This window comes from Nitrospirillum karajorum (assembly GCF_036348415.1).
Taxonomy (GTDB): Bacteria; Pseudomonadota; Alphaproteobacteria; order Azospirillales; family Azospirillaceae; genus Nitrospirillum; species Nitrospirillum amazonense_B.
Window position 1 is genome coordinate 266603 of sequence record NZ_JAZBQB010000003.1, and the last position, 12157, is coordinate 278759.

Below are 12157 nucleotides of genomic sequence, written 5' to 3' on the forward strand. Positions count from 1 at the left end.
CCATAGGCGGTTTGTATCATACAACTGTTAACAGAGCGTTCCATACGAGCGCGCCACCGGTAAATGCAGGTCTGCAAAATTATGCGCTTTGGACCGCCACCCAGCGGCGCGCGTCGACGAAGGCCGCCGCCTCCCGCCACGGTTCCAGCGTGAAGAAGCGCCGCGCCTGCCCCGACGGCGACGTCAGGACGAACAGGGCGGTGCCTTCAAAATCCTGGGCTTGGCGTCCGTAGGGGGGACTGCCGGTCAGGCCGAAATGGCCGGCCAGGAACACCGAGGCGGCCGTCTTGCTGGTGAAGGCAACGGCGGCGGGGCGGTGGCGACGCACCTTGTCGACGAAGGCCGCCACGTCATAGGCGGCCGGGTCCAGATCGACGTCATTGCCGAACTGGGTCTTGTTCAGGTCCGTCAATCCCAGGCCCAACGTCGGCAGGGTGGGATAATCCTGCGGACTGAGCCGCGTGGGCGTGAAACCGGCGGCGTGCAGGCTGGGCCAGAAGGCGTTGCCGGGCTTGGCGTAATAGGCCTTGGCCGCCATGGAGGCACGGCTGGGCGCCGTACCGCAAAACACCAAATCAAGACCAGGCACGAGAACGTCGGGGATCAGCATGGCGCAAAGATAGGGACGCCCCCCATCCCGCGCCAGTGCCTACCCCACTTGGGTCATTCTGCCGGCTGCTGCGCCAGCTCGTCAGCATGCCCGCCGATGGTGCGGGCGATGGTGAAGAAGTTGACCAGCACGCCGAAGGCAACGAACAGCAGGCCGTCGATGTAGCCCGCCAGGTCGGTGGACCCGGCGGCGAAGAACAGGCCAAGCACGGCCACGATGATGCCCATGCCGTGAACGAAGATCGCCGGCAGGGTATTGGACGCTTTCATGACTCACTCCATCAGACTAAACGGATCAGGTGTGCCGCTTGGGCAGCGGCGTTTCATCCTCGTACAGGATGCGGGTGGCGGAGCCGTCGAGATCCTCGAACTGGCCGTCGCGCACCGCCCAGAGGAAGGCGCAAAGTCCCAACCCGCCCAGCAGCAGGGCGGCGGGGATGAGGAAAAGCAGGCTGTTCATCAGTGACCTCCATCACGGGGTTTCTTGCCCCCCAGGCGCAGGGCGTTGGCCATGACCGCCAGGGACGAGCCCGACATGGCGGCGGCGGCCACGAAGGGTGTCGCCAGGCCGGCCATGGCCACCGGCACCGCGCACAGGTTGTACAGAAGGGTGAAAGCCAGGTTCTGGCGCACCAGGGTGCGCGCGCGCCGCGCCACGGCCAGCGTCTCCGCCACGGCGGCCAGGCCATCGCCTTGGAACACCACGTCGGCCGCCGTCTGGGTCACATCCACGGCGCTGGCGGGGCTCAGCGACACGTCGGCGGCGGCCAGGGCCGCGGCGTCGTTGAGGCCGTCGCCCACCATCAGCACCCGGCGCCCCTGCGCCCGCAGCGCCGCCAGGTGGGCGCACTTGTCCGCCGGCCGGGCGTCGGCCCGCACGATGTCGATGCCGACATCGGTCGCCAGGGCCTGGGCGGTGACCGCCCGGTCGCCCGACAGCAGTTCCACCCGGTAGCCCTGAGCCTTGAGGTCGGCGATAACGGCGGCGGCATCGCGGCGCGGACGATCGGCGAAGCGGAGGCGGTGGGGCGGGTGGCCACAGCGGGCCAGCCATAACTCCGGCCCCGGCCGCTCCGAGCCCGCCGGTCCCTCCCCGGCATCGCTCACGCCGCAGAAGCCGCGCGACCCCAGCCGGATGAAGCCATTGGGCCCTTGCCAGCGCAGGCCGCCGCCCGGCACCTCGACCACGCCGTCGGCCACGGGGCCGGGCCCGGCGGCGCGTGCCAGCGCCCGCGACAGGGGATGGCGGGAGGCGCGGGCCAGGGTGGCCGCCAACTCCAGCTCCGCCGCCGCCAGGGTGGGGTCGGGCAGCAGATCCGGCCGGCCCAAAGTCAGGGTCCCGGTCTTGTCGAACACCACGGTATCGACCGGCGCCAGGCGTTCCAGGGCGGAGGCGGATTTCAGCAGGATGCCCTGGCGCATCAGCCGGCCGCTGGCCGTCACCTGCACCGCCGGCACGGCCAGCGCCAGGGCGCAGGGACAGGTGATGATCAGGACGGACACGGCGATCAGCAGCGCCTGGTACCAGGCGGCCCCGCCCAGGAACACCCAGGCCAGGAAGGTCGCCAGCGCCGTCAGATGCACCACCGGGGTGTAGGCCCGGGCGATCCGGTCGGCCAGCAGGACATGGCGCGCCCGCCCCTGCTCCGCCGCCTCCAGCAGGCGCACCATCTCCGCCAGCAGCGTGCCTTCGCCGCTGGCCGTGGCGGTCAGGCGCAAGGGGGCGGTGCGGTTGATCATGCCGGCGAAGACCTGGGCGCCGGGCGCCACCGCCAGGGGCAGCGTCTCGCCCGTCACCAGGCTGGCGTCCAGGTCGGACACGCCCTCGGCCACCGTGCCGTCCACGCCAATGCGCTCCCCCGCCGCCACCAGCACCGTGGCGCCCAGCGGCACGCGGGCGGGGGCAGGATCTGGGGCAGGCCATCAGCGCCCAGCACCGTCACCGGCGCCTGGTTCAGGGCCAGCAGATGGGCGGCGGCCGACCGCGCGCGACCGCGCGACCGGCTGTCCAGGTAGCGGCCGACCAGCAGGAAGAACAGCAGCATGACGGCGCCGTCGAAATAGGCGTGCTCCCCATGGTGGGCCGTCATCACCACGCTCATGCCCGTGGTCAGCAGCACGCCCACCGAAATGGGCACATCCATGTTGGTGCGTCCGGCCCGCAGCGCCGCCAGCGCCGACTGGAAAAACGGCTGCCCGGCGATGGCCACCGTGGGCAGGGCGATCAGGGCCGACACCCAGTGCAGCAGGGTGCGGGTGGCATCGCCCATGGCGTCGGCACCCGACCAGACGGAGACGGACAGCAGCATGACATTGGCGGCGGCGAAGCCGGCCAGGGCCATGCGGCGCAGCAGCGCGCGTTCCTGCGCCGCCGCCGGGTCGGCCCCCGCCGCCGTGCCACCGGCGCCAAAGGGGGCGACGCGATAGCCCAGGCCGGTGACCAGCCGGGCATATTCCACCGCCTTGGCCGGCGCGCCGGTCCAGCGCAGGGTCAGGCAGCGGGTGGTCAGGTTGGCGCGGGCGGACTGCACCTCAGGATGGTGCTTGGTCACCGCCGCCTCGATCAGCCACAGGCAGGCGCCGCAATGCAGGCCATCGACGCTGAGACGCAGCAAGCAGGTGCCGTCCGGCGCCGTGGCCACCGCCTCGGGCAGGCCCAGCAGGGGGTCGGCGCCCTCGCCCTCCTCCACCGTGGCCGCCGGCGCGGCCGCGTCCAGGGGACGGCGATCATAATAGGCGTCCAGGCCGAGGTCGTGGATCAGGGTATAGGCGCCGGCGCACCCCTGGCAGCAGAAGGCGCCCCGCTCCGTCGCCGCCCCCAGCAGGGGCTGGCCGCAATGCCGGCAGTGCGTCGTCAGGCTGTCCAAGGGCATGGCCGTCTTTCCCGTTTCCTACTTCACGAACAGCCGGCGGGTCAGGTGGTACCAGTTGGCCCCCTTCTCCGCCTTCAGCTTCAGGTCCCACTGCCCATGCTTGGGCAGGGCGACGCTGGCGGTGTAGCGGCCGTTGCCGGCGGCGGTGAAGGTCAGCGGCACGTCGGGCATGATGTCGATGGGGCGCACCAGGCGGCCGGTCAGGGCCATGCCCTCCAGGGCGGCGCCATCTGGGCCGGTGATGCGCACGGTCAGCACGCTGTTCCCCTGGGAATCCTTGGCCACCGGCTCGATATCCGCGTCGAACACCCAGCCCAGGGCATCCTGCTGGGCCTGGGCCTCCAGCACCTTGTTGTACTCGATGCCGCGCTCATAGGGCTTGGCGGTCACGATGCCGGTCCAGCTGTGCAGGGCATAGTAGATCAGGATGCTGTTCACCACGATCACCACACCCATGCCGCCCACGAAGATCCAGGGAATCAGGGAGCGCTTGGCCTGGGTGGGGGATGGCGATCGGCGGGGCAGTTCAATGACGGTCATGGCTGTCCTTTCCTGCAAGTCGGGTCCTGCAAATCGGGTTGGGATCAGGGCTTGGCGCCGGGCCCCATGAACACACCCTCGTAGAAGGTGGTGTGGGTGGGGGTCACCCCTTGCTCCGTCAGGCTGAACACCAGGGGGATGGAGCCCTGGGCGCCGCCGTCGCGCGCCATGGACTGGCGCGGCAGGCTGACGAAGACGCGGAAGGTGGCGACCGCATCGCCATGCACGGGCAGGGTCACCCCATCGCTGCCGTGGGCCTCGCCCACATCCTGTACGATCAGGGTCGCGCCCGGCTGGCCCACCACGCCCAATTGGAAGGCGCTCTCGCCCCGCCGCTTGTTGATGACCTTGACGGTGTAGCCGTTGCGCAGGGAGCCATCCGACAGGGTGACATAGAGGGGGGCACGGTCGCGCAGCACGCTGATGCCCATGGTGGCGCGCGTTTCCAGGGCGGTCAGCATGACCCCCGCCACGATCGCCAGCACCAGGGTGTAGATCACCACGCGCGGCCGCAGCAGGCGATAGCGGTTGGCCTGCCCGCCCGCCTTCGTCTCCTGGTTGGCCAGGGTGTCGAAGCGGATCAGGTTGGGCGGACGGCCCACCTTGGTCATGATCTCGTTGCAGCTGTCGATACACAGGCCACAGCCGATGCATTCCAGCTGCTGGCCGTCGCGGATGTCGATGCCGGTGGGGCAGACGGCGATGCACTGGCCGCAGTCGATGCAGTCGCCCCGGCCTTCCCAGCTGGTGCCGGCCTTATGCGGGCCGCGCCGCTCACCCCGCCAAGCCTCATAGGTCACCACCAGCGAATGCACGTCCAGCATCGAGCTTTGGAAGCGGGGCCACGGGCACATATAGGTGCAGACCTGTTCCCGCGCCCAACCGGCCAGGACATAGGTGGTGGTGGTGAAGAGGCCGACGAAGAAATATTCACGCATGGTGGCGTGGCCGGTCAGCAGCGCCTTCAGCGCCGTGGGGGCATCGTCGAAGTACAACACCCAGGCCCCACCGGTGGCCAGGGAGATGGCCAGCCAGGCGGCGTGCTTGGCCGTCTTGCGCAGCAGCTTTTCCCGGTTCAACGGCTGGTTATCCAGGCGGATACGGGCGCCGCGGTCGCCCTCGATCCAACGTTCCACCGCCATGAACAGGTCGGTCCAAACCGTCTGCGGGCAGGTGTAACCGCACCAGACGCGCCCGGCCAGCGAGGTCACCAGGAATAGGCCCACGGCCCCCAACACCAGCAGGCCGGTGATGTAGTAGACCTCCTGCGGCCAAATCTCGATGCCGAAGAAGTAAGCGCGCGGGGCGGCGAGGTCGATGAGGATGGCTTGGTTGGGCGCCCCGGGCCCACGGTCCCACCGCACCCAGGGAACAGTGTAATAAACCGCCAGGCACAAGACCAAAATGGTCCATTTCAGTGTACGGAAGGGCCCGGAAACCGCCTTGGGGTAAACTTTGACCCGCTCGGCATACAGGCCGCCTTCCTGGCTGTCGCGGCTGGCCTTGATCGACTGCGGACGGCCGTCACGCACCGGCGCCTTGCGTTGTTCGACCGGGCGTTCCAGTAGGCCGCCGTCCTGGGGATTGGTTTCCATGGGATCCATCCTAGTAACCATACGCGGGCCAGCCCCAACGGTTGGGCCACCAACGCGGATATGGTGGGAAACTAGGCCCAGGCCCGTTCTCTCGCCTTGCGATAGATCAACCCGGCGTGGCCCGCCCCCAGCCCGCGACGGCAGGTCACAGGCGTGAAAACAACCACTTGCAAAGCGCGCAACCTGTGATCCGGGCAAAGAAAAACCCCCGCCGGATGGGGACGCGGCGGGGGTTCACGTGCAATACCTGGGGTAGTGGTCTACGAAAGTAGGATATCGGGGGATGGGGGAAGGCGGGGAAACCATCCCCCGATCATTTACTTCCCGCCACCCAAGCTATGCACGTAAGCGGCCAGCAACTTGACGGTGGCCGGGTCCAGGCGCTCGCTCCACGCCGGCATGCTGCCACGCCGGGCGTAGGTGATGGTCTGGACGACCGTGGCCTTGTCGCCGCCATAGAGCCAAATGGCGTCGTTCAGACGGGGGGCGCCCACGTCGGGGTTGCCTTCACCCTTTTCACCGTGGCAGACGGCGCAGTTGTCCGCGAACACCTGGGCGCCGCGGCCGGCGGCCGCCTTGTCCGTTCCGGTGTTCGACAGGCTCAGCACATACTCCGCCACGTCGTTGATCTGCTCCTTGGTCAGCAGGCCATCGGCGCCGAAGCGCGGCATGTCCGACTGGCGGGAGTCCGGGTTGGAGTTACGGACGCCATAGGTGACGGTCTGCAGGATTTGCTCTGGCGAGCCGCCCCACAGCCAATCGTCGTCGGCCAGGTTGGGGAAGCCCTTGCCGCCGGCGCCGCCGGCGCCGTGGCAAGCGGCGCAGTTCTCGGCGAAGGCGATGTGGCCGGCGGCCTGCACGTAGTTGCGCAGGTCCGGGTCCTTCTCGACGTCGCCGATGGGCGTGGCCAGCAACTTGGCCTTGATGGGCGCCAGCGCCTGCTGGCGGGTGTCCAGCTCGGACTTCACCGTGTCGCGCCGGGTCCAGCCCAGCACGCCCTTGGTGTGGGAGTGCAGGCTGGGCCAGGCGGGATACAGCACGGTGTAGACCAGGGCGAAGGCGATACAGGCATAAAAGGTGTACAGCCACCACTTGGGCAGGGGCGTGTTCAGTTCCTTGATGCCGTCCCATTCATGGCCGGTGGTCTCCCGGCCCGTATGGGCGTCTTTTTCGATGTGGGTCGACATGGGAGGACCTCAGCCTTTCATTGTCGGCGCCGGCCGCCGCGCGGGCAGCGGGTGATCGGCGTCATCCAGCAGCGGGATACGGGCGCAGGCGTCCAGGCGGCGGCGGTGGGAGGGCCAGTAGACCCAGATGCCGATGCCGCTGAACAAGGCCACGAACCACAGCAACCAAACCTGCGAGATCAGGGCGTGGAATTCTTCCATGATCGCCTCACTGGTGCAGGTCTTCGGGCTGCAGCTTGCTGAACTCGACCAGAGTGCCCAGCATCTGCAGGTAGGCCACCAGGGCGTCCATTTCCGTCAGCTCGGGGCTTTCGGTGTTGAACTTGCCCACCACCGCCTTCGGGTACCGCTTCAGCAAGCCGCTGGTGTCGGCGTCCGGGTCGGCCTGGGCCTTCAGGTCGGCGGCGGCGTTGGCGATCATGTCGTCCGTGTACGGAACGCCCACGGTGCGCAGGGTCTTCAGGTGATCCTGGATGTTGGGCACCGACAGGGGCCGGCTGGCCAGGAAGGCGTAGGTCGGCATGATCGATTCCGGCACCACGGCGCGCGGATTCTTCAGGTGGGCGACGTGCCAGTCGTTGGAATACTTGCCGCCGACGCGGGCCAGATCCGGACCGATACGCTTGGACCCCCACTGGAAGGGATGGTCGTACATGCTTTCCGCCGCCAGGCTGTAGGGGCCATAGCGCTCCACCTCATCGCGGAAGGTGCGGATCTGCTGGCTGTGGCAGACGTAGCAGCCTTCACGGATGTAGATGTTGCGGCCCATCTGCTCCAGCGGGGTGTAGGGGCGCACGCCACCCACCCGCTCGATCGTGGTTTCGATGGAGAACAGGGGCACGATCTGCACCAGGCCACCGATGGACACGGTGATCAGGGTCAGCAGCGCCAGGATGACGACGTTCTTTTCGACGATGGCGTGAGAGAATTTCATTTTTCGTCCCTCCGCTCACTCGGCCGCGACCAGGCCCGCGGGCCGGTCTTCCGCCAGCGGCTGGCCGTTCTTCACGGTGCGGATCAGGTTGAAGGCCATGATGATGGCGCCGGTCAGGAACAGGACGCCGCCCATGCCGCGGATGATGTAGTAGGGATGCATGGCGGCCACCGTCTCGACGAACGAGTACTGCAGGAAGCCCATGTCATCGTAGGCGCGCCACATCAGGCCCTGCATGATGCCCGACACCCACATGGAGGTGATGTAGAGCACGATGCCCAGGGTGGCGGTCCAGAAGTGCCATTCGACCAGCGTCTGGCTCCACAGCCCCTTACGCCGCCACAGCACCGGCACCAGGTAGTACAGGGCGCCGAAGGTGACGAAGGCGACCCAGCCCAGGGCACCGGAGTGCACGTGGCCGATGGTCCAGTCGGTGTAGTGGCTGAGCGCGTTCACCGGCTTGATCGACATGACCGGGCCTTCGAAGGTGCTCATGCCGTAGAAGGCGACGGCGGTGACGGTGAAACGCAGGGACGGGTTGGTGCGCAGTTTGTCCCAGGCGCCCGACAGGGTCATGATGCCGTTGATCATGCCGCCCCAGCTGGGCATCCACAGCATGATGGAGAACACCATGCCCAGGGTCTGCGTCCAGTCCGGCAGGGCCGTGTAGTGCAGGTGGTGCGGGCCGGCCCAGATGTACAGGAAGATCAGGGCCCAGAAGTGGATGATGGACAGGCGGTAGGAATAAACCGGCCGCTCCGCCGCCTTGGGAATGAAGTAGTACATCATGCCCAGGAAGCCGGCGGTCAGGAAGAAGCCCACCGCGTTGTGGCCGTACCACCACTGGATCATCGCGTCCTGCACGCCGGCGAAGGCGCCGTAGCTCTTCGTGCCGGTGAAGCTGACAGGCACCGCCAGGTTGTTGACGATGTGCAGCATGGCGATGGTGATGATGAACGCCAGGTAGAACCAGTTGGCCACGTAGATGTGCGGCTCACGCCGCTTGATCAGCGTGCCGGCGAACACGATCAGGTAGGCCACCCAGACGATGGTCAGCCACAGGTCGGTGTACCACTCGGGCTCGGCATATTCCTTGCCCTGGGTGATACCCATCAGGTAGCCCGTGCCGGCCAGCACGATGAACAGCTGATAGCCCCAGAAGATGAACCAGGCCGGCAGGGCGCCACCGAACAGGGGCGCGCGGCAGGTGCGCTGGACCACGAAGAAGGAGGTGCCCAGCAGCGCGTTGCCACCAAAGGCGAAAATGGCCGCGGACGTGTGCAGCGGCCGCACGCGGCCGAAGCTGGTCCATTCCAATCCGAAATTCAGCGCGGGAAACGCCAACTGAAAGGCAATGAGGACACCGACCGTGAAGGCGGCGATACCCCAGAACATGGTCGCGATGGTGAACGCGCGGACCACATCCTCCACATAGGCTTCCCGGCTGGCGGGTTGGGCCGCCGTTATGGGCACCCCCCCGGAAACCGCTACACTCATGACACCCCCCGAATATGGGCTCAAGCGGCAGGGACCCGGGTTGACCCCCGGACCTCGTCTCTTAAGACAACGATTGCGGGCACCGGCCGGCCTGGTTTCCCAGATGTCCGTCGGGCGACGGGACCGATGCTCCTCAGCGTCGGCACTGTGATGGTGGGCACACTCAGACGCATTGACCTGCGTCAAGCCGCCACCCTTCCACCTGGCGTACTGTTGGGTGAGTGACGGATAGGCGGATACGCGGCAAGATGGCCGCCAAAGATCAAAAAGTCTTATCCGGGCGGTTGGCGTTGCAACTTCTGGGCGTTACCATGGGAACGCCATAAGGAAGAAAGGGGCGCGCGGCGATGACGGCGACGACGAACGGGACGCTGATTCCGGTATTCACCCACCCCTCCCCCGCCGTGCGACGGGTACCCATGGACAGGCCCTGGCTATGGCTGCGGCTCGGTGCCGCCGATATGGCGGCCACGCCGACCATCAGCCTGGGTTACGGCCTGATCCTGGCGTCGGTGGGCTTCTTCGCGACGGCGCTGATCCTCCTGGGCGGCTGGCTGGCCCTGCTGCTGCCGCTGACCGGCGGCTTCATGCTGCTGGCCCCCCTGCTGTCGGTCACCTTTTACGAGGCGTCGCGGCGGCAGGAACAGGGTCTGCCGCCCGACGCGGGCGCCTGTCTCAACGCCTGGCGCGGCAACCTGCCGGCCATCGGCGCCTTCGGCGTCGTGCTGCTGCTGCTGCATCTGTTCTGGGTGCGCCTGGCCACCCTGCTCTACGCCCTGATGCTGGGCGACGTGCATGTGGCGCCGGAAAGCGTGGCGGCCACGCTGCTGACGCCGGAGGCCCTGCCCTTCCTGATCGTGGGCACGGTCTTGGGCGCCGCCCTGGCCCTGGCCACCTTCACCATCAGCGTCGTGACCCTGCCCCTGCTGATGGACCGGGATGTCGGCGTCTTCATGGCCGTCGCCACCAGCATCATGGCCGTGCGCGCCAGCCCCCGGGCCATGTTGCTGTGGGCCGCCCTGATCGCGGGATCGGTGGCGCTGGGCATGGCGACGCTGTTCATCGGCCTGGTGCCGCTGCTGCCCCTGATCGGGCACGCCAGCTGGCATGCCTACCGCGACGTGGTGCGCCTGCCGGCGGAGGCGGCGCCGGCCCGTTCAGCCGTCAGCTGAACTGCAGCATGGAGGGCGCCTTGTCGATGATCTCTTCCAGGATCATTTCCGCCGTTTCCAGCTCGTTGCGGATGGATTCGTTCAGGCGGCTGGCGTACTCCGGCTTGCGCAGCTTTTCGCTGGCCTCATAAAGGCTGCGCAGCTCGGTCACAAAGATTTCGCGGGCGCCCAGCGGCAGCACGGTCTTGGCCGACAGCACGAAAAAGAATTGCATGCTAGCGCGCACCAGCAGGCTCAGCATCAGGGTGTCCAGCTGGGCATAGCGCTCGCGCACGTCATCCGCCGGGCCGTCCATGCTGCGCAGGCGCCCCTCCACCAGGATGCACAGGGCGCGGAACTCCCCCACCTTGTTGCGGAAGGCGTTGTAGGCCTCGAAGCTGTCGCGGGCGGCCGCGGCCTCCGCCTGCTTGGCCAATTGCGTGGATTCCCGCGCCTGACGCTCCAACGCGTCGAGAAGACCCACCACCTCCTTGCGGGCGTAAACGCGTCTGACCACGGGGTTCATCCTGTCTGGGCTGCCACCACCCCTTGTATACCCAGGCCACCCGACGGATCAAAGCGGCGCCAATGGCGGGCGGGCATGCGCGGAAGGGGGGATGGAGTCGCCTGCACAGCACTTATCACGGCGACGGCGACAAGGTCCCATCGGTGAACAGCGTGAAGGACGGCTGCGGCCCCGGCGGCGCGATCTCGAACCGGACGGCCAGTCGGCCGCCCGCCAGCCCTTCGTATGTCAGGCGGAAGGTGGGGGCCGCCGGCGCCGGGTCACTGGTGAACTGGACGCGCCGGCCCGGCGCCAATTCCGTCACGTGATAGTGGATGACGTGCCCGGCCGTGTCGAAGAAATCGGCGCGCAAGTACCCGCCTTCCGCATACATGGTCATGATCATGTCCAGGTCGCCGCCCTCAGCCATATGGGTGTGGTCGCGGCGCACCAGCAGGCTGCCGTTCAGGTCGGGCCTGATCTCCGACTTGCCCCCCTGATTGGGCCGCCCACCGGAAACGGGGTCGGCAACGCGTTCGCCCACCAGGAAAGAGAGGGCCGCCAGCGACTCCGCCGCCTTCGCATGGGGCATCAACGCCGCCACCGCCAGCGCGGCCGCAGCCAATCCGCGCTCAAACCGCCTCATCGTACGCCTCCTTCAGCCAGCCCAGCACTTCGGCATCCACATCGGTCACGGCCGCCAGCTTCACCCGGTGGGTGAACATGGCGTTGAAACTGCCCGACGCCTCCAGCCGGCCTTCCGGCGAACGGGACTTCAACACCAGGCCCAGATCGAGGCGGGTGCGCGTCGATGGCTGAATCAAGGCGAACTGTTTGCGCCGGCGGATGCTGACATTGGCCTTCTTGGGTGCCACCTCGACATCGGGCCCAAGAGCCCTCACCGCCGCGACCAGCGCGTCATGGAGGGGACGCAGCCCCGCCTTGCCCTCGAATAGGTGCGCCACGGGATCGTCGACCGAGCGCGGCGCCGCGTCAGCCAAAGCGCGCTTGGCGACATGGTTGGCATAGCCGTGGCCGAAGCCGTGCTCCGCTTTCAGCCAAGTCACCATCTCCCCGTGCTTGGTCAGGCCCTGCGCCCGAATGCGTCCTACCCACACGGCCACCGGCTGCCCCGAAGCCGCCTCGATGTTCCGTTCCATTGTCGCGATCGCATCTTCCACCGACGCCATGGCTGCCCCCATTCCTGTTCCCGGCTTCGGCACCCGCACCGTCTTCCCGGAAGCCAGCGCCGTCATGCATTCTATG

General features: G+C 67.6%; 15 protein-coding genes. 1 reads left to right on the forward strand and 14 read right to left on the reverse strand.

The features are described 5' to 3' along the window. Positions 1-79: 79 nt before the first annotated feature. From UCD39_RS14835 to ccoN, 11 genes are all read right to left on the reverse strand, one after another. Entirely contained in the window at positions 80-589 is a 510-nt protein-coding gene (locus UCD39_RS14835; RefSeq protein WP_330496748.1) for a mismatch-specific DNA-glycosylase, read from the reverse strand. A gap of 74 nt (positions 590-663) precedes the next feature. After that, the gene (locus UCD39_RS14840) at positions 664-879 is read right to left on the reverse strand and encodes a hypothetical protein (protein ID WP_145733725.1); all 216 of its coding nucleotides are present in this window, start codon (positions 877-879) and stop codon (positions 664-666) included. 25 nt (positions 880-904) lie between these two features. Next, positions 905-1069, reverse strand: coding sequence for a cbb3-type cytochrome oxidase assembly protein CcoS (ccoS, locus tag UCD39_RS14845; RefSeq protein WP_004274417.1), 165 nt, complete (start codon positions 1067-1069; stop codon positions 905-907). Then, the gene (locus UCD39_RS14850) at positions 1069-2502 is read right to left on the reverse strand and encodes a heavy metal translocating P-type ATPase (RefSeq protein WP_330496749.1); all 1434 of its coding nucleotides are present in this window, start codon (positions 2500-2502) and stop codon (positions 1069-1071) included. The genes ccoS and UCD39_RS14850 overlap by 1 nt, the downstream gene beginning before the upstream one ends. Next, the gene (locus tag UCD39_RS14855) at positions 2403-3482 is read right to left on the reverse strand and encodes a heavy metal translocating P-type ATPase (RefSeq protein WP_330496750.1); all 1080 of its coding nucleotides are present in this window, start codon (positions 3480-3482) and stop codon (positions 2403-2405) included. Before UCD39_RS14855 ends, UCD39_RS14850 begins: the two co-directional genes overlap by 100 nt. An 18-nt stretch (positions 3483-3500) precedes the next feature. Beyond that, positions 3501-4022 carry a FixH family protein gene (locus tag UCD39_RS14860; RefSeq protein WP_330496751.1) on the reverse strand — a complete coding sequence of 174 codons (522 nt, stop codon included), beginning with the start codon at positions 4020-4022 and terminating at the stop codon, positions 3501-3503. 44 nt (positions 4023-4066) lie between these two features. Continuing rightward, positions 4067-5617, reverse strand: coding sequence for a cytochrome c oxidase accessory protein CcoG (gene ccoG / locus UCD39_RS14865; protein WP_330496752.1), 1551 nt, complete (start codon positions 5615-5617; stop codon positions 4067-4069). Between the two features lie 317 nt (positions 5618-5934). Beyond that, positions 5935-6804, reverse strand: coding sequence for a cytochrome-c oxidase, cbb3-type subunit III (ccoP, locus tag UCD39_RS14870; RefSeq protein WP_330496753.1), 870 nt, complete (start codon positions 6802-6804; stop codon positions 5935-5937). A 9-nt stretch (positions 6805-6813) separates the two neighbouring features. Then, on the reverse strand, positions 6814-7005 hold the full coding sequence (locus tag UCD39_RS14875; protein WP_145733729.1) for a cbb3-type cytochrome oxidase subunit 3: 192 nt from the start codon (positions 7003-7005) through the stop codon (positions 6814-6816). Between the two features lie 7 nt (positions 7006-7012). Further along, entirely contained in the window at positions 7013-7738 is a 726-nt protein-coding gene (ccoO, locus tag UCD39_RS14880; protein ID WP_145733730.1) for a cytochrome-c oxidase, cbb3-type subunit II, read from the reverse strand. Positions 7739-7753: 15 nt separating this feature from the next. After that, the gene (ccoN, locus tag UCD39_RS14885) at positions 7754-9235 is read right to left on the reverse strand and encodes a cytochrome-c oxidase, cbb3-type subunit I (RefSeq protein WP_145733731.1); all 1482 of its coding nucleotides are present in this window, start codon (positions 9233-9235) and stop codon (positions 7754-7756) included. 347 nt (positions 9236-9582) lie between these two features. Between ccoN and UCD39_RS14890 the strand changes: the two genes are divergently transcribed. Next, positions 9583-10407, forward strand: coding sequence for a DUF2189 domain-containing protein (locus tag UCD39_RS14890; protein WP_330496754.1), 825 nt, complete (start codon positions 9583-9585; stop codon positions 10405-10407). On the opposite strand, the gene UCD39_RS14895 is transcribed toward UCD39_RS14890, so the two are convergent. The 3 genes from UCD39_RS14895 to UCD39_RS14905 all read right to left on the reverse strand — a co-directional run bounded on the left by UCD39_RS14895 (position 10400) and on the right by UCD39_RS14905 (position 12147). Beyond that, the gene (locus UCD39_RS14895) at positions 10400-10903 is read right to left on the reverse strand and encodes a hypothetical protein (RefSeq protein WP_330496755.1); all 504 of its coding nucleotides are present in this window, start codon (positions 10901-10903) and stop codon (positions 10400-10402) included. The two genes, UCD39_RS14890 and UCD39_RS14895, sit on opposite strands and share 8 nt — an antisense overlap. Positions 10904-11027: 124 nt before the next feature. After that, positions 11028-11537: a hypothetical protein gene (locus tag UCD39_RS14900; protein WP_145733734.1), complete on the reverse strand. Its 510-nt coding sequence runs from the start codon at positions 11535-11537 to the stop codon at positions 11028-11030. Continuing rightward, positions 11524-12147, reverse strand: a complete 624-nt coding sequence (locus UCD39_RS14905; RefSeq protein WP_330496756.1) for a DUF5655 domain-containing protein — start codon at positions 12145-12147, stop codon at positions 11524-11526. Before UCD39_RS14905 ends, UCD39_RS14900 begins: the two co-directional genes overlap by 14 nt. Positions 12148-12157 lie beyond the last annotated feature (10 nt).